The 22,442-nt window shown below is 70.3% G+C and carries 21 protein-coding genes; 8 read left to right on the forward strand and 13 right to left on the reverse strand.

What is annotated here, in order from left to right; genetic code table 11:
• The 4 genes from infB to rimP form a co-directional block, all read right to left on the reverse strand.
• The coding region (gene infB / locus VFF46_RS05430; RefSeq protein ID WP_325035903.1) for a translation initiation factor IF-2 at window positions 1-2,957 on the reverse strand (2,957 nt) is incomplete at its 3' end.
• A 183-nt stretch (window positions 2,958-3,140) separates the two neighbouring features.
• The gene (locus VFF46_RS05435) at window positions 3,141-3,425 is read right to left on the reverse strand and encodes a YlxR family protein (protein WP_325035904.1); all 285 of its coding nucleotides are present in this window, start codon (window positions 3,423-3,425) and stop codon (window positions 3,141-3,143) included.
• Window positions 3,426-3,470: 45 nt separating this feature from the next.
• Window positions 3,471-4,463: a transcription termination factor NusA gene (gene nusA, locus VFF46_RS05440; RefSeq protein ID WP_325035905.1), complete on the reverse strand. Its 993-nt coding sequence runs from the start codon at window positions 4,461-4,463 to the stop codon at window positions 3,471-3,473.
• Window position 4,464: 1 nt separating this feature from the next.
• Complete coding sequence (rimP, locus tag VFF46_RS05445; RefSeq protein ID WP_325035906.1) at window positions 4,465-4,995, reverse strand: ribosome maturation factor RimP; 531 nt, start codon at window positions 4,993-4,995, stop codon at window positions 4,465-4,467.
• Between the two features lie 152 nt (window positions 4,996-5,147).
• Between rimP and VFF46_RS05450 the strand changes: the two genes are divergently transcribed.
• Together VFF46_RS05450 and VFF46_RS05455 are read left to right on the forward strand one after the other, a co-directional pair.
• Window positions 5,148-5,699: a cell division protein FtsK gene (locus VFF46_RS05450; RefSeq protein ID WP_325035907.1), complete on the forward strand. Its 552-nt coding sequence runs from the start codon at window positions 5,148-5,150 to the stop codon at window positions 5,697-5,699.
• The gene (locus VFF46_RS05455; protein ID WP_325035908.1) at window positions 5,696-6,106 is read left to right on the forward strand and encodes a ferritin-like domain-containing protein; all 411 of its coding nucleotides are present in this window, start codon (window positions 5,696-5,698) and stop codon (window positions 6,104-6,106) included. Before VFF46_RS05450 ends, VFF46_RS05455 begins: the two co-directional genes overlap by 4 nt.
• Here VFF46_RS05455 and hisH read toward each other — a convergent pair.
• The 4 genes from hisH to hisD are packed head-to-tail and all read right to left on the reverse strand — an operon-like array spanning window position 6,103 to window position 9,796.
• Window positions 6,103-6,744, reverse strand: coding sequence for an imidazole glycerol phosphate synthase subunit HisH (gene hisH / locus VFF46_RS05460; RefSeq protein WP_325035909.1), 642 nt, complete (start codon window positions 6,742-6,744; stop codon window positions 6,103-6,105). The genes VFF46_RS05455 and hisH overlap by 4 nt on opposite strands.
• Before the next feature lie 24 nt (window positions 6,745-6,768).
• Window positions 6,769-7,368, reverse strand: coding sequence for an imidazoleglycerol-phosphate dehydratase HisB (hisB, locus tag VFF46_RS05465; protein ID WP_325035910.1), 600 nt, complete (start codon window positions 7,366-7,368; stop codon window positions 6,769-6,771).
• Window positions 7,365-8,483: a histidinol-phosphate transaminase gene (locus VFF46_RS05470; protein WP_325035911.1), complete on the reverse strand. Its 1,119-nt coding sequence runs from the start codon at window positions 8,481-8,483 to the stop codon at window positions 7,365-7,367. The genes hisB and VFF46_RS05470 overlap by 4 nt, the downstream gene beginning before the upstream one ends.
• Window positions 8,483-9,796 carry a histidinol dehydrogenase gene (gene hisD, locus VFF46_RS05475; protein ID WP_325035912.1) on the reverse strand — a complete coding sequence of 438 codons (1,314 nt, stop codon included), beginning with the start codon at window positions 9,794-9,796 and terminating at the stop codon, window positions 8,483-8,485. Before hisD ends, VFF46_RS05470 begins: the two co-directional genes overlap by 1 nt.
• Before the next feature lie 136 nt (window positions 9,797-9,932).
• Here hisD and VFF46_RS05480 point away from each other — a divergent pair, with 136 nt between their 5' ends.
• The 3 genes from VFF46_RS05480 to VFF46_RS05490 are packed head-to-tail and all read left to right on the forward strand — an operon-like array spanning window position 9,933 to window position 11,187.
• Window positions 9,933-10,604, forward strand: a complete 672-nt coding sequence (locus VFF46_RS05480) for an LON peptidase substrate-binding domain-containing protein (RefSeq protein WP_325035913.1) — start codon at window positions 9,933-9,935, stop codon at window positions 10,602-10,604.
• A 47-nt stretch (window positions 10,605-10,651) separates the two neighbouring features.
• Window positions 10,652-10,885, forward strand: a complete 234-nt coding sequence (locus VFF46_RS05485) for a ribbon-helix-helix domain-containing protein (RefSeq protein ID WP_325035914.1) — start codon at window positions 10,652-10,654, stop codon at window positions 10,883-10,885.
• Window positions 10,885-11,187, forward strand: coding sequence for a type II toxin-antitoxin system PemK/MazF family toxin (locus VFF46_RS05490; RefSeq protein ID WP_325035915.1), 303 nt, complete (start codon window positions 10,885-10,887; stop codon window positions 11,185-11,187). The genes VFF46_RS05485 and VFF46_RS05490 overlap by 1 nt, the downstream gene beginning before the upstream one ends.
• Here the strand turns inward: VFF46_RS05490 and ilvD are convergent.
• Window positions 11,184-13,034, reverse strand: coding sequence for a dihydroxy-acid dehydratase (gene ilvD / locus VFF46_RS05495; protein WP_325035916.1), 1,851 nt, complete (start codon window positions 13,032-13,034; stop codon window positions 11,184-11,186). The two genes, VFF46_RS05490 and ilvD, sit on opposite strands and share 4 nt — an antisense overlap.
• Before the next feature lie 122 nt (window positions 13,035-13,156).
• Between ilvD and VFF46_RS05500 the strand changes: the two genes are divergently transcribed.
• The 3 genes from VFF46_RS05500 (at window position 13,157) to VFF46_RS05510 (ending at window position 16,511) form a co-directional block, all read left to right on the forward strand.
• Entirely contained in the window at window positions 13,157-14,020 is an 864-nt protein-coding gene (locus VFF46_RS05500; RefSeq protein ID WP_325035917.1) for a helix-turn-helix domain-containing protein, read from the forward strand.
• 10 nt (window positions 14,021-14,030) lie between these two features.
• On the forward strand, window positions 14,031-15,863 hold the full coding sequence (gene recQ, locus VFF46_RS05505; protein WP_325035918.1) for a DNA helicase RecQ: 1,833 nt from the start codon (window positions 14,031-14,033) through the stop codon (window positions 15,861-15,863).
• A 75-nt stretch (window positions 15,864-15,938) separates the two neighbouring features.
• Window positions 15,939-16,511: a dihydrofolate reductase family protein gene (locus tag VFF46_RS05510; protein ID WP_325035919.1), complete on the forward strand. Its 573-nt coding sequence runs from the start codon at window positions 15,939-15,941 to the stop codon at window positions 16,509-16,511.
• Between the two features lie 24 nt (window positions 16,512-16,535).
• Here the strand turns inward: VFF46_RS05510 and VFF46_RS05515 are convergent, their stop codons facing one another.
• The 4 genes from VFF46_RS05515 to dnaE all read right to left on the reverse strand — a co-directional run.
• A complete protein-coding gene (locus VFF46_RS05515; RefSeq protein WP_325035920.1) occupies window positions 16,536-16,907 on the reverse strand; it encodes a VOC family protein in 372 nt (123 codons plus the stop codon).
• 146 nt (window positions 16,908-17,053) lie between these two features.
• Complete coding sequence (locus tag VFF46_RS05520) at window positions 17,054-18,925, reverse strand: DUF3352 domain-containing protein (RefSeq protein ID WP_325035921.1); 1,872 nt, start codon at window positions 18,923-18,925, stop codon at window positions 17,054-17,056.
• Between the two features lie 47 nt (window positions 18,926-18,972).
• Window positions 18,973-19,503 carry a hypothetical protein gene (locus tag VFF46_RS05525; RefSeq protein ID WP_325035922.1) on the reverse strand — a complete coding sequence of 177 codons (531 nt, stop codon included), beginning with the start codon at window positions 19,501-19,503 and terminating at the stop codon, window positions 18,973-18,975.
• Window positions 19,504-19,616: 113 nt separating this feature from the next.
• Window positions 19,617-22,442, reverse strand: a 2,826-nt coding sequence (gene dnaE / locus VFF46_RS05530) for a DNA polymerase III subunit alpha (protein ID WP_325035923.1), incomplete at its 5' end; no start/stop codon positions are given.

The following is a 22,442-nucleotide window of genomic DNA, read 5'->3' on the forward strand; positions in this document are numbered from 1 at the left end:
GCCTGGCCGAGGGTGACCTCCTCGTAGATCGGCTTCAGCATGCCCTTCAGGGCCGCCTCGATGTCGTCGATCGCCGAGTAGATGACCGAGTAGTACCGGACATCCACGCCCTCGCGCTCGGCCAGGTCACCGGCCTTGCCCGCCGGCCGCACGTTGAAGCCGATGATGACGGCGTTCGACGCGATGGCCAGGTTGACGTCGTTCTCGTTGATCGCACCGACACCACGGTCGATGATCCGCAGGTTGACCTCGTCGCCGACCTCGATCCGGACCAGGGCGTCTTCCAGCGCCTCGACCGAACCGGACACGTCGCCCTTGAGGATCAGCAGCAGCTCCTGGCTCTCGCCCTTCTCCATCGAGGCCATGAAGTCCTCGAGGGTACGGCGGGCGCGACGCTTGGCGTTCGCCGCCGCCCGGGCGCGGGCCTCCCGCTTCTCGGCGATCTGCCGGGCGCGGCGGTCGTCCTCGACGACCAGGAACTTGTCACCGGCACCCGGAACCGCGGTCAGACCGAGGACCAGGACCGGACGCGACGGCGTCGCCTCCTCGACCGGGTCGCCGTGCTCGTCGAGCATGGCGCGGACCCGGCCGTACGCCGGACCGACCACCATCGAGTCGCCGACCCGGAGCGTTCCGCGCTGCACCAGCACGGTCGCCACCGGACCACGGCCCTTGTCGAGGTTCGCCTCGATCGCGATGCCCTCGGCGTGCATGTTCGGGTTCGCCCGCAGGTCCAGCGCCGCGTCCGCGGTCAGTACGACGCCCTCGAGCAGGCCGTCGATGTTGATCCGGGACTTGGCCGAGACGTCGACGAACATCGTGTCGCCGCCGTACTCCTCGGGGACCAGGCCGTACTCGGTCAGCTGACCGCGTACCTTGGCCGGGTCCGCCGCCGGGACGTCGATCTTGTTCACCGCGACCACGATCGGGACACCCGCCGCGCGGGCGTGGTTCAGCGCCTCGATCGTCTGCGGCATCACGCCGTCGTCGGCCGCGACCACCAGGATGACGATGTCGGTGGCCTGCGCACCACGGGCACGCATGGCGGTGAACGCCTCGTGACCCGGGGTGTCGACGAAGGTGATCGCCCGCTCCTGGCCGTCGACCTCGGTGGTCACCTGGTACGCACCGATGTGCTGGGTGATACCGCCGGCTTCCTTGGCCTGGACGTTCGCCATCCGGATCGCGTCCAGCAGCTTCGTCTTACCGTGGTCGACGTGACCCATCACGGTCACCACCGGCGGCCGCGGAGCCAGGTCGCTCTCGTCGCCCTCGTCGTTGCCGAAGTCGATGTCGAACGACTGCAGCAGCTCGCGGTCCTCGTCCTCCGGCGAGACGATCTGGACGTCGTAGTTCAGCTCGGTCCCGAGCAGCTCGAGCGTCTCCTCGTTCACCGACTGGGTCGCGGTCACCATCTCACCGAGGTGGAACAGCACCTGGACCAGCGACGCCGGGTCGACTCCGACCTTCTCGGCGAAGTCCGTCAGCGACGCACCGCGCGGCAACTTCACGACCTCGCCGTCACCGTGCTTGACGCGGACGCCGCCGACCGCCGGGGCCTGCATGTTGTCGAATTCCTGGCGCTTGGCGCGCTTCGACTTGCGGCCACGGCGCGCCGGACCACCCGGACGCCCGAAGGCACCCTGCGTCCCGCCACGGCCCCGGTTGCCCGGACCCGGACGGCCACCGCCGCCACCGGGCGGGCCGCTCGGGCCGCCGCCACCGGGACGGAAGCCGCCGCCACCACCGCCGCCACCGCGCGGACCGGCACCCGGGCCACCGCCCGGACGACCGCCACCGCCGCCACCACGGCCGCCGCCAGGACCGCCGGAGCCGCCGCCGGGGCGACCGGTGAAGGTACCGGCCGAGGACTTCGGCATCATCGCCGGGTTCGGACGCGGAGCGCCCGGAACGCCGCCGGACGGACGCGGACGGTCGCTACCGCCGCCGCGGTTGTCGCCACCGCGACCCTGCGGCGGGCGCGGAGCCATGCCGGCCGGGCTCGGAGCGCCGCCCTGCCGGTCGTTGCCGCCACCACCCTGGCCGGGGCGCGCGCCACCGCGCTGCATGCCCTGGGTCGAGCTGAACGGGTTGTTGCCCGGACGCGGCGCACCCGGACGCGGGCCGCCACCACCCTGGCCGCCACCCTGCCGGGGCGCACCGGGACGCGGGGCACCCGGACGGGGCGCACCCGGACGCGGACCGGCACCCGGACCACCCGGACGCGGGCCACCGCTCTGACCGCCCTGGCCACCCGGACGCGGGGTCGCACCCGGACGCGGACCCTGTCCACCCGGACGGGGGCCGGCCGGACGCGGGGCCGGGGAGCTGTCGCGACGTGCCTCCGGCGCGGCCGGAGCCGCACTGTCGGCCGCCTTCGCGGCAGGTGCCTCGAAGGCAGGTGCCGCCGGTGCGGCCGGAGCTTCCGCCGGAGCCTCGACCTTGGGGGTCTGCGCGGCAGGCGCGGACTCCTCAGGTGTGCTCTCGCGGCGCGGACCCGGCTTCGGGCCCGGACGCGGACCGGGCCGGGCACCCGGCGCCGGAGCGCTGGTCGCCGGCGCGGCCGGCTGGGCCGCCGGAGCCTGAGTCTGGGCCGCCGGGGCCTGGGCCGCCGGTGCCTGCTCCTGAACCTGCGCTGCCGGAGCCTCCGGGGCAGGGGTCGCCGCCGCCGGTGCGGGCCGCTCGGCCGGCGGCCTCGGGCCGGCCGGCTTCGGGGCCGCGGGGGCGACCGGCGCGGTCGCCTGCGGCGCGGCAGACGTGCTCGCAGCGGCCTTCTTGGCCGTGCGCTTCTTCGGCGGGTTCTTCTCGAACTCCTCCGCCAACCGCCGGACGACGGGTGCCTCGATCGTCGAGGACGCCGACCGGACGAACTCGCCCATGTCGTTCAGTCTGGTCAGAACGACCTTGCTGGTAACTCCGAGCTCCTTCGCGAGCTCGTAGACCCGGACCTTTGCCACTACTCTCCCTCTGGTCCGAGCCTGGGCGCGGACCGTTAGTTGACGTACGTGCTCATCGCTTTGCACTCATCGGTAGACACTCATCGAGTGGTCATGAGTCGATGACCCGCCTTCATGTCGGACGCGTTCGATCCGGCCGGATCGACGCGGACGGCCGGGGAGGCCGCCATTTTCTGCTGCTTCTTACTTATCACGCTGCGCGACGTACTCCCGCAGCCCGGTCAGGTCGAGCGGTCCCGGGACCTTGAAGGCCCGTGGGAACGCCTTGCGCCGGACGGCGAGGTCGAAGCACTCGATCGTGGGATGCAGGTGCGCCCCACGGCCGGGTGCCCGGCGATCGGGATCCGGAAGCACGAGTCCTCCGGAAGCCGTCATCCGCAGCAGGTCGGCCGGACCGCACCGCTTCCGGCACCCGATGCAGGTGCGCTCCGCAGGCTTGCCTGGGCGCGCGTCCGCACTCTTTGTCACTGATTCCTCAGGGTGTGGTTGCGACTCAGTCGACCGACCGAGAAACTAGTCTACCTTCTCGCCTTCCCGAGTCACATCGGTATCCGGCCGGATGTCGATCCGCCAGCCGGTGAGGCGGGCCGCGAGGCGGGCGTTCTGCCCTTCCTTGCCGATCGCGAGCGAGAGCTGGTAGTCGGGGACGACGACGCGGGCCGCACGGGCCGCGGCGTCCACCACCTCGACAGAGGTAACCTGCGCCGGCGACAGCGCATTCCCGACGAACGTGGCCGGGTCGTCGCTGTGGTCGATGATGTCGATCTTCTCGCCGTGCAGCTCGTGCATGATGTTCCGCACCCGCTGTCCCATCGGCCCGATGCAGGCGCCCTTGCCGTTCACGGCCGGGTTGAGCGTCCGGACGGCGATCTTCGTCCGGTGACCGGCCTCCCGCGCGATCGCGGTGATCTCGACCGTGCCGTCGGCGATCTCCGGGACCTCCAGCGCGAACAGCTTCTTCACCAGGTTCGGGTGGGTCCGGCTGACCGTGATCTGCGGGCCCTTGAAGCCCTTCCGGACGCCGACGACGTACACGCGCAGCCGGGAGCCGTGCTCGTACTGCTCCCCCGGCACCTGCTCCGGCGCCGGCAGCACGGCCTCGATCTTGCCCAGGTCGACCATCACCGACCGCGGGTCGCGGCCCTGCTGGACGACCCCGGACACGATGTCGCCCTCCTTGCCGGAGAACTCGCCGTACCGGACCTCGTCCTCGGCGTCGCGGAGCCGCTGCAGGATGATCTGCTTGGCGGTGGTGGCCGCGATCCGGCCGAAGTCCGCCGGGGTGTCGTCGTACTCGCGGGCCACGGTGCCGTCCTCGGCCAGCTCCCGCGCGTACACGGTCACGTGCCCGGTCTTGCGGTCCAGCTCGGCGCGGGCGTGCTGCTGCGCGCCCTCAGTGCGGTGGTACGCGACCAGCAGCGCCTGCTCGATCGCCTCCACCACCACGTCCAGGGAGATGTCCTTCTCCCGTTCCAGCGACCGCAGCACGGCCATGTCGATGTCCATGTCAGTTCTCCTCCACCGTGCCGTCGGCAGGTGTTTCAGGTTCGTCGTTGCCGGCAGCCCGGTTGAACTCGATCTGGACCTTGGCCTTGGCCACGTCGGCGTACGCGACGCTGCGCCGCGTGCCGTCGACGTCCAGCTCGGCCGCCTCCTCGGAGACGGACTTGATGCGGCCGGTGAGCTTGTCGCCGGCTGTCAGGGTGACCGTGACCAGCCGGTCGCGGTTGCGCCGCCAGTGCCGGGGCAGGGTGAGCGGCCGGTCCACGCCGGGGCTGGAGACCTCCAGCGTGTACGCGCCCTCGCCCATGATGTCGTCGGCGTCCAGCGCCTTGGAGATCGCGCGAGTGACCTCGGCGACGTCGTCCAGGCTGATCCCGCCGTCGCGGTCGACCAGCACGCGCAGCAGACGGCGGCGGCCGGCCGGAGCGATGTCCGCGGCCTCCAGGTCGCAGCCGAACTGCTCGACGATCGGCCGCAGGAAGTTCTCGAGGCTCGTGGTGTCCGTGTGACCGTTGTGGTCCGGCTTTCGGCTCACAGGTTGACCTGCCTCTCTCCAGTTGTGCACCCGTCATGCTCCCGGCGGTCCGGCCGAGAGCAGTAGCCCACCCTATCCGTCCGGTAGCCGGATCCTGCTCATCGGCCCGTCCCGGACGGGTTTGTGGGCGTGTCACCAGGTATCGTTCCGGCGTGCCTGAACGTCAGCTGAGCCGACGCGCCGTCGTCGCTACCGCCGCCCTTGTTCCCGGCGTGGCCGCGCTCGCCGGCTGCAGGGACGACCCGGCCGCGTCCGGTACGCCGGGCACCAAAGGAGCTGTGAACGGTACGACGTCACCCGGTCCGGCCGCGGAGACGCCGACGGTCGACCCGGCTGCCGTCGCTGCGCTCAGCGCCGCGGCGACCCAGGTGACTCAATTGTCCCAGCTCTACGCAACCGCGAGCCGGAAGTACCCCGCGCTCCGGGCCCGGCTGGCGGCGGGCGCGAAGTACCACGCGACCCACCTGGCGAAGCTCAAGGAGACCACCGGCGTCACGGCCCAGCCGGCCAAGGCCACCGCACCGGCGGCTTCGCAGGCCGCGGCGCTGTCCGCGATCGCCAAGCAGGAGAAGGCCGCGGCCACCGCACACGTGGCCGCCGCCGCCAAGCTGTCCGGGGGCCTCGCCCGGCTGCTCGCCGAGATCGCCGCCTCCGAGACCCAGCTGGGCTGGGCCCTCGCCCCGAAGACGAAGGACGCCTCGTGAAGCAGCTGGACGCCCTGCAGGCAGCGCTCGCCGGTGAGCATGCCGCGATGTACGGCGTGGGTGTGGCCGGCGGGAAGCTGACCGGTGCGCGGTACCAGGAGGCGACCGACCTGTTCGGGGCGCACCGGAACAGCCGCGACCAGCTCAGCGCGATGATCGTCGCGGCCGGTCAGACCCCGGTCGCGGCCGAGCCGGCGTACGACCTTCCCCAGGCCGTCACGAACGCCGCGACCGCGACCGCCCTGGTGCTGCTGATCGAACGCCGGATCGCCGCCGTGTACGGCGACCTCGTCGAGGCCGCCGAACAGGGTCCGGTGCGGCAGTTCGCGATCGACGCACTGCAGGCCGCGGCCGGCAACCAGCTGGTCTGGGGTGGCGCGCCGGTCGCGTTCCCGGGCGCGCTCTAGAGCGAGCGGACCCAGTTCTCCAGCAGGGTCGCGCCGGCGTCGCCGGACTTCTCCGGGTGGAACTGGGTCGCGGTCAACGGCCCGTTCTCGACCGCGGCGACGAACTTGTCCCCGCCGTACGTCGTCCAGGTGACCAGCGGGGTGACCGACTCGCGGGCGTCGTCGAGCTCCCAGGTGCGGACGCCGTACGAGTGCACGAAGTAGAACCGCTCCTTCTGGACGCCGTCGAACAGCACGGTCCCGGACGGTACGTCGACCGTGTTCCAGCCCATGTGCGGAACCGGCTGGGCGTCCTCGGGCCGCAGGCGCTCGACCGTGCCGGGCCACTGCTCGCAGCCGTCGGTCTCGACACCGTGCTCGATGCCGCGGGCGAACAGGATCTGCATCCCGACGCAGATCCCGAGCACCGGACGGCCACCGGTCAGCCGGCGGTCGACCACGACGTCTCCCCGGACCGCCTTCAACCCGGTCATGCAGGCCTCGAACGCGCCGACGCCCGGCACCAGCAGGCCATCGGCGTTGCAGGCCTGGTCGAAGTCGGCCGTCACCGTGACGTCCGCGCCGACGCGTTGCAGGGCCCGCTCCCCCGACCGGATGTTGCCAGAGCCGTAGTCGAGCAGGACAACCTTCTTGCTCACAGTGTCGACCTCACAGTGCCGACCTCACAGGGCGCCCTTGGTCGACGGGATGCCCGGCTGCCGCGGGTCGTGCTCGGCAGCCGCCCGGAGCGCCCGCGCGAACGCCTTGAACTGCGCCTCGACGATGTGGTGCGGGTCGCGGCCGGACAGCACCCGGATGTGCACGCAGATCGCCGCGTTGAACGCCAGCGTCTCGAACACGTGCTGGGTCAGCGAACCGGCGTAGTCGCCGCCGATGATCGCGTACACCTGGCCGTCCGGCTCACCGGTGTGCACGCAGTACGGCCGGCCGGAGAGGTCGACCGTGCAGTGCACGAGCGCCTCGTCCAGCGGGACGGTCGCGTCACCGAACCGGCGGATGCCGCGCTTGTCCCCCAACGCTTCGCGAAGTGCCTGGCCGATCCCGATCGCGGTGTCCTCGACGGTGTGGTGCGCGTCGATCTCCAGGTCGCCGACCGTGTTCACGTGCAGGTCGAGCAGCGCGTGCTTGGCCAGCGCGTTCAGCATGTGGTCGTAGAAGCCGACACCGGTGGAGATGTCGGCCCGGCCCTCGCCGTCGAGGTTCAGCTCGACCAGAACCTTCGATTCGCTGGTCTCACGGTCGATCCGCGCGGTGCGCGTCATGTCAGCCTTCCCGTGTCGGTCTTGAGGATGCGCTCCAGCGAGGCGCGGAACGCCGCCATCTCCTCGCCGGTGCCGATCGAGACCCGGAGCCAGCCGTCCGGCCCGGTCTCGCGGATCAGTACGCCGTCGTCGAGCAGCGCCTGCCAGACCGCGTGCCGGTCCGCGAACGTGCCGAACAGCACGAAGTTCGCGTCCGAGTCGACCGCTCGCAGGCCCGAATGTCTCAGCCACTCCACGGTCTCGTCGCGCTCGATCCGCAGCTGCTCGACCCGGCCGAGCAGTTCGTCGGAGTGCCGCAGCGCGGCCCGGGCGACCGCCTGCGTCACCGCCGACAGGTGATAGGGAAGCCGGACGATCCGCAGCGCGTCCACGAACTGCTTGCTCGCGGCAAGGTATCCGACCCGTCCGCCGGCCATCGCGAACGCCTTCGACATCGTCCGGGAGACGGCCAGGTTCGGGTACGCCGGCAGTAGCGAGACCGCGCTCGGCGTCCCGGTCCGGCGGAACTCGGCGTACGCCTCGTCGACCACGACGACCGCACCGATCCCGGCGGCCTGCGCGACGATCGCCTCGGTGACGTCGATCGGCAGCGCGGTCCCGGTCGGGTTGTTCGGCGAGGCGAGCAGCACGACCGACGGGCGGTGCCGGGAGATCGCGGCGATCGCCTTGCTCCGGTCCAGCGTGAAGTCCTCGGCACGGCGCCCGGTGACCCAGCCGGTGTTCGTGTCCCGGGCGTACTCCGGGTACATCGAGTACGTCGGCGCGAACGACAGCGCCGTCCGGCCGGGGCCGCCGAAGGCCTGCAGGATGTGCAGCATCACCTCGTTGGACCCGTTCGCCGCCCACAGCTGCTCCGGCTCGAGCTGAGCGCCGGACTCGCGGGCCAGGTACGCCGCGAGGTCCGCCCGGAGGCCGAGGAACTCGCGGTCCGGGTACCGGTTCATGCCGCGCGCCGCCTCCGCCACCGAGGCCGCCACGTCGGCGACGGTCTCCTCGCTCGGCGGGTACGGGTTCTCGTTGACGTTGAGCAGCACGGGTACGTCGAGCTGCGGGGCGCCGTACGGCTCGAAGCTCTTCAGCTCGTCGCGGATCGGCAGCCCGTGGAAGCGGCCCATCACCGCTCCCCGGGGAAACGCACCGACACCGCGGCGCCGTGCGCGGGCAGGTCCTCGGCGTGCGCGAGCGCGAGCACGTGACCGGAGACCTCCTGCAGGGCGTCGCGGGAGTAATTGATCACGTGCACGGCCTTCAGGAAGCTGCGCACGGACAGGCCGGAGGAGTGGCACGCGCAGCCGGCCGTCGGGAGGACGTGGTTGGAGCCGGCGCAGTAGTCACCGAGCGACACCGGCGACCAGCTGCCGACGAAGATCGCGCCCGCGTTGGTGATCAACCCCGCGCGCTGCTCGGCGTCGGCGGTCTGGATCTCCAGGTGCTCGGCGGCGTACGCATCCACGACGGCCGTGCCCTGGTCGAGGTCGTCCACCAGTACGACGGCAGACTGCTGCCCTGAGAGTGCTTCGGTGACACGCTCGGCGTGCTTGGTCTTCGCGACCTGCTGCGGCAGCTCGGCCTCAACCGCCGCGGCCAGTGTTTCCGAAGGCGTCACCAGCACGCTGGCGGCCATCGGGTCGTGCTCGGCCTGACTGATCAGGTCCGCTGCGACGTGCTTCGGGTCCGCCGTGTCGTCGGCGAGGATCGCGATCTCGGTCGGACCGGCCTCGGAGTCGATCCCGACCTCCGACTGGACGAAGCGCTTGGCCGCGACCACGTAGATGTTGCCCGGTCCGGTGATCAGGTTGACCTTCGGGCAACCGTCGAACCCGTACGCGAACCCGGCGATCGCCTGCGCGCCGCCCATCGCGTACACCTCGTCGATCCCGAGCAGCGCGCACACCGCCAGCACCGTCGGGTGCGGCAGCCCGCCGAAATCCTTCTGCGGCGGAGATGCGACGGCGAGCGACGGTACGCCGGCCACCTGCGCCGGGACGACGTTCATCACGACGCTGGACGCCAGCGGCGCCCGGCCGCCCGGGACGTACAGCCCGACCCGCTGCACCGGCACGAACCGCTGCGTGACGCGCCCACCCGGCGCCGGCTCCGACGCGATGTCCGCGGTCAGCTCGTCCTGGCTGACCTCCCGCACCCGGCGGATCGACTCCTCGAACGCGCCGCGCACCTCCGGGTCGAGCTCCTCCAGCGCGGTCTTCAGCGCAGCGGCGGGCACCCGGACGTCCTCGACCCGCACATGGTCGAACTTCTCGCCGTACTCCCTGATCGCCGCGAGCCCGCGATGGCGGACGTCCAGGCAGATCGGTCGGACGACGTCGAGGGCAGCCTCGACGTCGAACACGGCTCGGGGGACCAGGGCTTGGAGGTTCAGCACCTCTCCAGCTGCCACTCGGCCCCGCAGGTCGACGCGGCGAATCATGGCGTCAGTCTAGTTGGACGCCGCCTCCCGGCCCGACCGGTATCCACAACCCGGCCGAACCAGGCGGCCGGAATCGCTGCATCGCCGGTGCCGTGCCCGGCAGTGATGTCGGGTGGTGTCCACTAGGCTCGTCGGCATGGACTCCCGCCTGCCGCTGCTCACTGTCGACACGGTGATCTTTCCCGGGCTGGTGGTGGCGATTCCGGTGACCGACGTACAGGGCCGGGCAGTGGTCCGGGACCTGGTCGAGAACGGCGGCGAGCTGGTCTGCGGGGCGCTCGCGGTCCGGGACGGGTACGAGCTCGGCGAGCGGGTGTTCCGGTCGCTGTACGGGACCGGGTGCGCGGCAACCATCTCCGAGGTCGCGGTGGACGCGGACGACGAGGGGCCGGTCGAGGTCACGCTGACCGGAAACCGGCGGTTCAAGGTGTCCGAGCTGGACGGCAGCGGCGACTACCTGGTCGCGGACGTCGAGTGGCTGGACGACGACCTCGGCGACGACCCGTTGGGGACGGCAACGATCGCGCTCGAGCGGTTCCGCCGGTACGCCGACGCGGTCAGCGAGATCAGCCGCCCGGGCCTGCACCTCGGCGAGCTGCCCGACAACCCGAGCACGCTGTCGTACCTGATGTCCGCCGCGATGAAGCTGATGACCCCCGACCGCCAGAAACTCCTCGAGGCCCCCGACGCCACCACCCGCCTGGCCCAACTGGTAGGTCTCCTCGACAACGAACTGGCCGCCATCTCCGCCCTCCCCTCCCTGCCGGCCACCGACCTGATCACCTGGTCCACCCTGTCCCCCAACTGACCGGGCAGACGCTACCGAAATGAATCCCACGCGGGTATGGTCGTGGTATGAGCACACAGATCACCGTCCGGTTGCCGGATGACCTGGTCAACTTCATGGACGAGCTGGTCGCCACCGACAAGGCCACCAGCCGCGCGTCCGTGGTCGCCCGGGCCGTCGAACGCGAACGCCGCCGCGAGTTGGCCGTCCGCGACGCCGCCATCCTGAGCAAGCACGGCGGGTACCCCGACCTCGAAGGCCTGGCCCCGGCGGCCGCCGGCACAGCACTCGACCTCGACTGATGCGCCCGCTGCACATCGCCCGGCTCGACAAACCCCGGCCGGTCGTGGTGCTGACCCGCGAACTCATCCGTCCCCGGCTGACCAACGTCACGGTCGCCCCGATCACCAGCACGATCCGCGGCCTGTCCACCGAGGTCCTGGTCGGCCCGGACAACGGTCTGGAGCACGCCAGCGCGATCTCCTGCGACAACATCCAGACCATCCCGAAGTCGCAGCTCGGCCGCCTGATCGGCTACCTGCACCCCGACCAGGAACCCGCCCTGGCCGAGGCGATCAGCCTTGCCTTCGATCTGGAGTTCTAGCCGAGCTTGCTGATGTCCCGTACGGCGCCCTTGTCGGCGCTGGTGGCCATCGCGGCGTAGGTCTTCAGCGCGTTCGACACCTTGCGCTCGCGGTTCTTCGGCGCGTACACGCCGCCGAGGGCCGCCTCGCGGGTGGCCAGCTCCTCGTCGGGGACCAGCAGCTCGATCGTGCGGTTCGGGATGTCGATCCGGATCCGGTCGCCGTCCTGGACCAGCGCGATCGTCCCGCCGGAGGCCGCCTCGGGCGACACGTGCCCGATCGAGAGTCCCGACGTACCGCCGGAGAAGCGGCCGTCGGTGACCAGCGCGCAGACCTTACCGAGACCGCGGCCCTTCAGGAACGACGTCGGGTACAGCATCTCCTGCATGCCCGGACCGCCCTTCGGACCCTCGTAGCGGATCACCACGACGTCGCCGGGCGTGACCTGCTTGGCGAGGATCTTCTCGACGGCCTCCTCCTGCGACTCGCAGACGACCGCGGGCCCTTCGAAGGTCCAGATCGACTCGTCGACGCCGGCCGTCTTCACGACGCAGCCGTCGACGGCCAGGTTGCCCTTCAGGACGCCGAGCCCGCCGTCCTTGGAGTAAGCGTGCGCCAGGTCGCGGATGCAGCCGCCGGCTGCGTCGGTGTCGAGGGTCTCCCACCGCTCCGACTGCGAGAAGGCGGTCGCCGACCGCTTGCAGCCGGGCGCGGCGTGCCACAGCTCGACGGCCTCCGGCGACGGCGAACCGCCGCGCACGTCCCAGGTCTTCAGCCAGTCGTCGATCGAGTCGCTGTGCACGGTGTGCACGTTCTCGTTCAGCAGGCCGGCGCGGTGCAGCTCGCCGAGGATCGCCGGGATGCCGCCGGCCCGGTGCACGTCCTCCATGTAGTACGTGCCTTGCGGCGCGACGTTCGGCGCGACCTTGGCCAGGCAGGGGACCCGGCGGGACACCGCGTTGATGTCGTCCAGGTCGAATCCGACCTCGGCCTCCTGCGCGGCGGCCAGCAGGTGCAGGATCGTGTTCGTCGACCCGCCCATCGCGATGTCCAGGGCCATCGCGTTGCCGAAGGCCTCCTTGGACGCGATGTTGCGGGGAAGCACGGTGGCGTCGTCGTTGTCGTAGTACCGCTTGGTGATCCGGACGACGGTCTCGCCGGCGCTCTCGTACAGCGCCTTGCGGGCGGTGTGCGTGGCCAGCACCGAACCGTTGCCGGGCAGCGACAGGCCGATCGCCTCGGTCAGGCAGTTCATCGAGTTCGCGGTGAACATGCCGGAACAGGAACCGCAGGTCGGGCAGGCGTTCTCCTCGATCCGCAGGATGTCGGCGTCGGAGACGTTCTCGTTGACGGCCTCGGACATCGCGTCGATCAGGTCGAGCTTGCGGACCGTGCCGTCGACCAGCGTCGCGCGGCCGGCCTCCATCGGGCCGCCGGAGACGAACACGGTCGGGATGTTCAGCCGGAGCGCGGCCATCAGCATGCCGGGCGTGATCTTGTCGCAGTTCGAGATGCAGACCAGCGCGTCCGCGCAGTGCGCCTCGACCATGTACTCGACCGAGTCCGCGATCAGGTCCCGGGACGGGAGGCTGTAGAGCATGCCGCCGTGGCCCATCGCGATCCCGTCGTCGACGGCGATCGTGTTGAACTCGCGCGCGATCCCGCCGGCCGCGTGGATGGCCTCCGACACGATCCGGCCGACCGGGGCCAGGTGCGTGTGGCCGGGGACGAACTCGGTGAAGCTGTTCGCCACCGCGATGATCGGCTTCCCGAAGTCCTCCCGGGCTACCCCCGAGGCCTGCATGAGCGCGCGGGCGCCCGCCATGTTGCGGCCGTGGGTGACAGTACGGGACCTCAGAGCAGGCACGACGACATCTCCAATCGCGTATTCGTATCTCTCGATACTGCCACGCGGGTCCGCATGCCGGTACGGCGGTCCCGGATTCTGGAGGTCCTGATTCTGTCGGCGGCCCGCTCTAGCCTGTTCCCATGACCGGAAACGGGACCGGATACGCGACGCGGGCGCCGCACCCCGCCCTGCGGCCGTACGTCGGCGACGTGATCGGGTACGCGTCGGCCGCCGATCCCCCGGAGCTGCACCGCGGGCTGCCCTCGCGGTACCTGACCCTCGTCGTCACGCTCGACGAGCCGCTCGGCGTGGCCTGGCCGGGCGGCCCGGTGGAGAAGTACGACGCGATGATCGGCGGGCTGCACTCCACCGCCGTACAGATCGGCCGGACGCCGAGCCGGGCCGGTGTGCAGCTCTCACTCACTCCGGCGGCCGCGCGCACGCTTCTCGGGCTGCCGCCCGGTGAGCTCGGGTCCACGGTGCTGGGTCTCGACGAGCTGCTCGGGCGGCGATCGGCCGAGCTGACCGAGCAGCTGCGCGAGGCCCCGACGTGGGCGGCACGCTTCGACCTGCTGGAGGCCCTGCTGCTGCAGCGGCTTCGGGATCGCCGCCCGGCCGCGGTGCGTCCGGAGCTGGGGTGGGCGTGGTTGCGGTTGTGCGAGTCCGGCGGCGCCCTCGGCGTACACCGGCTGGCGACCGAGGTCGGGTGGAGCCGACGGCATCTCACCGAGCGGTTCACCGCCGAGTTCGGCCTGCCACCGAAGGTCGCCGCCCGGGTCCTGCGGTTCGAGCGGGTCACCGCCCACCTCCGCCGCGATCCGCGCGCCCGGCTCGCCGACGTCTCGGCAGCCGCGGGGTACGCCGACCAGGCGCACCTGAGCCGCGAGTTCCGGGCCATCGCGGGCTGCCCGCCGCGGCAGTGGATGGCGGAGGAACTGCCCAACTTGCCCACTGATCCACAGGCTGCGGCGATCGCGCCAGCATCGTCGCCGGGATCTCACTAAACTCGCCCAGGTGAGCGAGACAACCGAACTCCCCGACTCCGAAGCCCTTCAGGTCCTCCGGCGGGTGTTCGGGTACGAGTCCTTCCGTGGCGAGCAGGCCGACATCATCGACACCGTGGTGGCCGGTGGCGACGCGCTGGTGCTGATGCCGACCGGCGGCGGCAAGTCGCTGTGCTACCAGATCCCGTCGCTGGTGCGGTCCGGCGTCGGTGTGGTGATCTCGCCGCTGATCGCGCTGATGCAGGACCAGGTCGACGCGCTCACGGCACTCGGCGTACGGGCGGGATTCCTGAACTCCACGCAGGACTTCGAGCAGCGCCGTGAGGTCGAGCGGGCGTTCCTGGCCGGCGAGCTCGACCTGTTGTACCTGGCGCCCGAAAGGCTCCGGGTCGAGGCGACCGTGCGGCTGCTCGACCAGGGCAAGATCGCGCTGTTCGCGATCGACGAGGCGCACTGTGTGTCGCAGTGGGGGCACGACTTCCGGCCCGACTACCTGATGCTGTCCGAGCTGCACGAGCGGTGGCCCGACGTACCGCGGATCGCGCTCACCGCGACCGCGACCGAGGCGACCCACCAGGAGATCGCGACCCGGCTGAAGCTGGACGAGGCGAAGCACTTCGTCGCGAGCTTCGACCGGCCGAACATCCAGTACCGGATCGTCCCGAAGGACAACCCGCAGCGGCAACTGCTGGACCTGCTGCGCACCGAGCACGCGGGCGACGCCGGCATCGTGTACTGCCTGTCCCGCAACAGCGTCGAGAAGACCGCGGCGTTCCTGACCCAGAACGGGATCGAAGCGGTGCCGTATCACGCCGGCCTGGACAGCCGGACCCGCGCGCAGAACCAGGCCCGGTTCCTCCGCGAGGACGGGCTGGTCGTGGTGGCGACGATCGCGTTCGGGATGGGCATCGACAAGCCGGACGTCCGGTTCGTCGCGCATCTCGACCTGCCGAAGTCCGTCGAGGGGTACTACCAGGAGACCGGGCGCGCGGGCCGCGACGGACAGCCGTCCACGGCCTGGCTGGCGTACGGGCTGCAGGACGTCGTGCAGCAGCGGAAGATGATCGACACCTCCGAGGGCGACCTCGCGCACCGGCGCCGGCTCGGCGCGCACCTCGACGCGATGCTCGCGTTGTGCGAGACCGTCGAGTGCCGCCGTTCGCAACTCCTGGCGTACTTCGGTCAGCAGGGCGACGCCTGCGGGAACTGCGACACCTGCCTGACGCCGCCCGAGTCGTGGGACGGCACGATCGCCGCGCAGAAGCTGCTGTCGACGGTGTTCCGGTTGCAGCGCGAGCGCGGGCAGAAGTTCGGCGCCGGCCAGCTGATCGACATCCTGCTCGGCAAGGAGACCGACAAGGTCAAGCAGTTCCGGCACGACCAGCTCACCGTGTTCGGGATCGGCACCGAGCTGAAGGACACCGAGTGGCGGGGCGTGGTCCGGCAGTTGCTCGCGCTCCGGCTGCTCGCGGTCGAGGGCGACTACGGCACGCTGGTGCTGACCGAGGAGAGCGCCGAGGTGCTCGGCCGCCGGCGCGAGGTGATGATGCGCCGCGAGCCCGAGCGGACCCGGTCCTCGTCCAGGTCGTCCGGCGGGAAGAAGGCGGCGGTCGACCTGCCACCGGAGGCGGCGCCGGTGTTCGAGCGGTTGCGCGCGTGGCGCGGCGCGACGGCGAAGGAGCAGGGCGTCCCGGCGTACGTGATCTTCCACGACGCGACCTTGCGGCAGATCGCGACCGACAGGCCGTCGTCGCTGGCCGAGCTGGGCAAGATCAGCGGCGTCGGCGAGAACAAGCTGGCCAAGTACGGCGACGGCGTCCTGGAGGCACTCGCCGCGGACTGATGTCGAATCCGGCGCCGGGTGTTCGACGCCTGGGCAGAGGGCGCGGACGGGCCGCACCCGGTCAGGAGAATGCTCATGTCAGCGTCGGTGCTGTTGATGTCGATATCGGTCGACGGGTACGTCGCCGGACCGGGCGACCGGCCGGGCAACCCCGGCGGTGACGACTTCATGCGGCTGCACGAGTGGTACCTGCAGCCCGACGGGTCCGTCGGTCGCCCCGCGGGCGAGGCCGGGGCGATCTGGGACGCGATGGACGCCACCGGCGCCGTCGTGGTCGGTCGCCGTACGGCGGAACAGGTCGACTACTACGGCGGCGAGCACCACGGCGTACCGCTGTTCGTGGTGAGCCACGATCCGCCGTCGGTGCCGTACGAGCAGGTGCATTTCGCCCGCGAAATCCAGACCGCGATGGCGCAGGCGAAGGAGGCCGCCGGGGAGAAGGACGTGCTGGTCCACGGCGCGATCACGGCGCGGACCGCGTTGCAGGCCGGGGTCCTCGACGAGCTGCAGCTGAGCCAGGTGCCGGTGCTGTTCGGCAGCGGTCTCCGGCTGTTCGACGTACTGCCCCACCGGATCGAGCTGGAGGTCGCCCGCGTCATCGACACCCCGCGGGCGACCCACATCCGCTACCGCGTCAAGCCGAGCTGATTCGGAGCTGGGTCCAGAACTGGTTCAGAACTGGGAGATGTAGAGCCGGTTGCCGTCCGGGTCGCGGAGGCTGAACATCGGCGGGGTGCCGGGCCACTCGAGGAGTTCGCCGGTCTCGATGCCCGCGTCCAGGAAGTGCTGGTGGGCGGCCTTCGCGTCCGGGCTGGCCATCCGGATGCCGGTGTCGACGCCGGCCGGGTTGTCCTCGCTCGCGGGGACCAGCGCGATGCTCGCGGCTGATCCGGCGGGCGCGACGACGATCCAGCGGCCACCGAACTGCGGCAGCGGTACGTCCAGCTGCAGCTCGAAGCCCAACGTCTCGGTGTAGAACGCCAGCGCGCGGTCCTGGTCGCTCACGGGTACGCCGACGGTCCGGATCGCGGTGATGTGGTTCATGGTGGTTCTCCTAGGTTCGCGAGGTGTTGTCACCCCTAGGTAGAAGCCATCCCGGGCTTTTCGACATCGTGGCACCAAGATCGTGCACACAGAAAACCCCGGACCACTCAAACTCAAGTGGTCCGGGGCGTTTCGGGAACTGCTGACTACTTGGCGACGACCCGGAGTGTGAAGTCGGCCTCGCCGTCGCCGGACGACCGGGACACGAACCCGGCCGACTTCAGCGCGGCGAGGTCCTGGTTGTCCGAGACCCGCGGGCTCAGCGCCCCGACGGCGGCGAAGTCGACGTACCCGATCATCACCGCGTTCTTGATGTCCGGCAGCGCCTGCTTGAAGCCGTCCGTCGCGCCGAGGTTGCCACCCTGCAGCACCTGGTCGGCGTACTCCTTGCTGGTCGACACCACCATCGTGTCGCTGTTCTGCGCGGTCTCGATCGGGATGTTCGCCGACGAACGCTCGCGCAGCAGCGTGGTCAGCTTCTGCACCACGGGCTCGGCCTTCGCCGGGTCGGTCTGCATCCGGACCGCGATCTTCGGGCCGTTCGCGGTGTCCTTGTCCATCGCGACCGCGAGGTTCTTGCCGGCCAGCGTCTTCAGGTCGTCCGGCAGCTTCAGCCCGGTCTGCTGGGTCAGCTGGTCGATCATCGGCTGCAGGTTCTCCCCGCCGGCCTTCTGCACCTGCTGCCAGGCAGTGTCGATCAGCGACTCGCCACCGGAGACGGCGATCGCCCCCGCGGTGCTGTCCGGCAGGTTGCTGATCACGTCACCGGCGTCGGCGGACCCGACCTTGCCGCTCTTGTCGCCGTGCCCGATGGCCTTGAGCTCGACGTACGACGGGTCGAACCGCAGCGCCACCGCCGCGGTCGCGTCGCCGAGACCGGCCAGCTGGCTCGACTCGACCTTGCCGCTCATCGACGCGATCGCCTTCACGTCCGCCCAGCCGGAGACGAAGCCCTGCTCGCCGAGCTTGTCCATGTCCGCCTTGTACTTGGCGTTCTTGCTCAGCGGGTTGTCCTTCGCGGTGGCCACGGCGGCGTCGACGGTCGTCTGGTCCTCGCCGAGGATCATGTAGCCGTCGGTGAACGCGCGGCCGGGCTTGCTGTGCTCGTGGGCGAGCAGCTTGTCCATGCCCTTGTTCGCGGCGTCCTGGTCCTTCACCTGGACGGCGACCATCGGGACGGGCGAGGTCTTGCCCTCGGCCGGTGGCAGCGCGGCGAACCCGGCGCGGTCCCCCAGCCACGGCTTGATGTCCTTGTCGTAGTCGACGTCCGCGAGGTCGCCGCCGGCCGACTTCTTGATCTGCTCGAACAGCTTCTGCCGCAGGTCGTCCTGCTCACCGCTCAGGCCGAGCTTGTCCTTCACCGACGGGAACTTCATCAGGAACCGGATCGCGTTGACCTTCTGGCCGGCCGACGGGTTCAGGTCGATGCGGGCGTACCCGACCGCGGTGCCAGGGAGGACGTCGGCCGGCTGCTTACCGCCGCCGCCGAGCTTGCCGTAGGCAAAGATTCCGCCGCCCGCGACCACCAGCACCATCGCGAGCGCCGCGATGATCGGGATCAGCTTGCCGCGCTTCTTCTTCGGCTCCGGCTGCCACTGCTGGGGTCCGCCGTACCCAGGCCCCTGCGGCGGCTGCCCGCCGATGTGCAACTGCTCGTACGACCCCTGCGCCGGCTGCCCGTACTGCGGCCCACCCTGCTGCGCGTACTGCCGGCCGTACTGCGAACCAGCCGGCTGCTGGCCCCCGTGCTGCGGCCCGCCGTACTGCTGGCCACCCTGCGGACCACCGTGCTGCGGGCCGGGCTGCTGAGGACCGCCGTACTGCGGCCGCTGCTGCGGACCACCCTGCTGCGGGCCGCCGTACTGCTGGCCCTGCTGCGGATGCGACCCGTGCTGCCCCGGCTGCTGCGGACCCGGACGGCCCTGCTGCGGCGGAAAGTTCTGACCCTGGGGCGGACCGTACTGCGGTTGTGGGCCGCCGGCACCTGGGTACGTCGGTGGCTGGTTCTGGTCGGACATATGCTCCCTCGCTGGCTCCGGTGGCCTCACCGCCGGACCTGCAAAGGTTAGTGGACCGGCGGCGCAGGTTCTGACGCAGCAGGTTGCGAAGTGGTTGCAACGGGCTCCGCACGCCAGGTCGCGGCCGCGATCACCGCACAGGCGAGCGCCGCACCGACCAGCCAGGACACCAACGGTGTCCAGGTGTGCAGCTCCAGCGGCGCCGGCACCAAGTCACCGACCTTCGCCGCCCGCAACCGCGGGTCGAGCGGGTCGTGTCCGAGCAGCATGCCCACGCCCCACGACACACCCGCACCGAGGCAGGCACCGAGCGCGACGATCGCCACCGACCACGGACCGTGGTTACGCAGCCACCAGAACAACGCCCCACCGAGCACCACCGCGGCCACGAACCCGATGGCGGTGAACGTCCCGTCCGGCCCGAAGATCCGCGTCATCTGCTCCTCGCCGAGCTCCCCACCCCGCTGGTCCACCGTGTACTGCGCCAACGGCGAGAACTGCTGCCAAGCCCACCCGGCCACCACCCCGGCCACCAGGAACACCACCACGGTCACCACGACAGCCTTGGCCCAAGGCATCCGCGACTCCCCCACCGCCGCCCCACCCAAAGGACCGACCGACGACGACACCCCGTAGGGCAAAGGCTGAGACGACTCCGGTTGACTCACGACGCCAGTGTGACGCATAGGTGTCAACTGGCGAGGCAGGAGGGGCCGAGGAGGGCTTTGAGGTCGGCCATCAGGGAGGAGGTGGGGGTTACGCGGAAGCGGTCGCCGATGCGCATGACGGTGGTTTTCTGGCGGGCCTGGAGGCGGAGGTGGACCTCGGTCATGCCGGGGTGGGACTGCAGGATGTCGCGGAGCGAGTCGACGACCGGCGGGGTGCAGCGGTTCACCGGCATGGTGAGGACGACCGGGCCGCTCGGGCCTTCGGTCAGGTCCGGTACGACGACCTCGTCGCCGCTCAGCTCGACCCGGTCCTCGCGGCGCCGGATGCGGCCCTTCATCAGGATGATCGCGTCGTTGCTGAGCAGGTGCGCGTGCAGCTGGTACGCCGAGGAGAACATCATCACCTCGATCGAACCCTCGAGGTCCTCGATGGTGACGATCGCGTAGATGTCGCCGCGCTTGTTCACCTTCCGCTGGACCGCGGTGACCAGGCCGCCGATCGTCACCCGGCTGCCGTCCGGGCGGTCCTCGTCGGCGAGCAGCTGACCGATCGTGCAGTCCGAGCCGTTGGTGAGCACGTGCTCGACGCCGAACAGCGGATGGTCGGACACGTACAGCCCGAGCATGTCGCGCTCGTGCGCCAGCTTGGTGGCCTTGTCCCACTCCTCGATCTCCGGCACGGTCACGGTGAGCCGGCTGTTGCCCTCGCCCTCGTCCGCGTCGTCGCCCATCGAGAACAGGTCGAACTGGCCGTGCGCCTCGTTCCGCTTCAGGTCGATGGCCTCGTCGACGGCCTGCTCGTGCACCGCGACGACCGCGCGCCGCGCGTGCCCCATCGAGTCGAACGAGCCGGCCTTGGACAGCGACTCGATCACCCGCTTGTTGCAGACCGGCAGCGACACCTTGTCGATGAAGTCGACGAAGTCGGTGAACCGGCCCTTCTCCTCGCGGGCCGCGACGATCTCGGCGACCACGTTCACGCCGACGTTGCGGATCGCGGACAGCCCGAAGCGGATGTCGGTACCGACCGGGGTGAAGTTCGAGTCGGACTCGTTGACGTCCGGGGGCAGCACCTTGATACCCATCCGGCGGCACTCGTTCAGGTAGATGGCCATCTTGTCCTTGTCGTCCTTCACCGACGTCAGGACCGCGGCCATGTACTCCGCCGGGTAGTTCGCCTTCATGTACGCGGTCCAGTACGAGACCAGCCCGTACGCCGCGGAGTGCGCCTTGTTGAACGCGTAGTCGGAGAACGGCAGCAGGATGTCCCAGAGGGCCTTGATCGACTCCTCGGAGTACCCGTTCGCTTTCATGCCCTCGGAGAAGCCGACGTACTCGGCGTCCAGGACCTCGCGCTTCTTCTTGCCCATCGCGCGACGGAGCAGGTCCGCCTTGCCGAGCGAGTAGCCGGCCAGGCGCTGGGCGATCTCCATCACCTGCTCCTGGTACACGATCAGGCCGTAGGTGATACCGAGCACCGGCTCGAGCGCCTCCGCCAGCTCCGGGTGCGGGTAGCTGACCTCCTGCTGCCCGTTCTTGCGCAGGGCGTAGTTGGTGTGGCTGTTCGCACCCATCGGGCCCGGCCGGTACAGCGCCGTACTCGCGGAGATGTCCTCGAAGTTGTCCGGCTTCATCAGCCGCAGCAGCGCCCGCATCGGGCCGCCGTCGAACTGGAACACGCCGAGCGTGTCACCGCGGGCGAGCAGGTCGTACGTCGGCTTGTCGTCGAGGTCCTTGCTGAGCTTGTCCAGGTCGATCTGGATCCCGTGCGCGGCCTCGATGTTCTTGACCGCGTCGTCCATGATCGTCAGGTTCCGCAGGCCGAGGAAGTCCATCTTGACCAGGCCGAGCGTCTCGCAGCTCGGGTAGTCGAACTGCGTGATGATCTGGCCGTCCTGGTCGCGGCGCATGATCGGGATCAGGTCGATCAGCGGCTCGCTGGACATGATCACGCCGGCCGCGTGCACACCCCACTGGCGCTTCAGGTTCTCCAGGCCGCGGGCGGTGTCGACGATCTTGCGGACGTCCTGGTCGGCCTCGTACAGCTGGCGGAACTCGCCGGCCTCGGAGTACCGCTTGTGCTGCGGGTCGAAGATCCCGGACAGCGGCACGTCCTTGCCCATCACCGCGGGCGGCATCGCCTTGGTGATCCGGTCACCCATCGCGAACGGGTAGTCCAGCACCCGGCCGGCGTCCTTGATCGCCTGCTTCGCCTTGATCGTGCCGTACGTGACGATCATCGCGACCCGGTCGTCGCCGTACTTCTCGGTGACGTACCGGATCACCTCGGGGCGGCGGCGGTCGTCGAAGTCGATGTCGAAGTCCGGCATCGACATCCGCTCCGGATTCAGGAAGCGCTCGAAGAACAGACCGTGCAGCAGCGGGTCGAGGTCGGTGATCTTCATCGCGTACGCGCACATCGAGCCGGCACCGGAACCACGGCCCGGGCCGACCCGGATGCCGTTCTCCTTGGCCCAGTTGATGAAGTCGGCGACCACCAGGAAGTACCCGGCGTAGCCCTTGGAGACGATGATCTCGATCTCGTAGTCGGTGCGCTTGCGGACGTCGTCCGGCACCCCGGCCGGATACCGCCGCAGCAGGCCGGTCTCGACCTCGGAGACGAACCAGGACTCCTCGTTGTGCCCCTCCGGGCAGGGGAAGCGCGGCATGAACCGGCCCTCGCCCTCGGTGAAGCTCACGTTGCACTGCTCGGCGATCAGCAGCGTGTTGTCACACGCCTCCGGGAAGTCCTTCCAGACCTCGCGCATCTCGGCCGCGGTCTTCACGTAGAACTCGTTCGCGTCGAACTTGAACCGGTTCGGGTCGGTCATCGTCGAGCCGGACTGGAC

This window comes from Kribbella sp. (assembly GCF_035655035.1).
Classification (GTDB): Bacteria; Actinomycetota; Actinomycetes; order Propionibacteriales; family Kribbellaceae; genus Kribbella.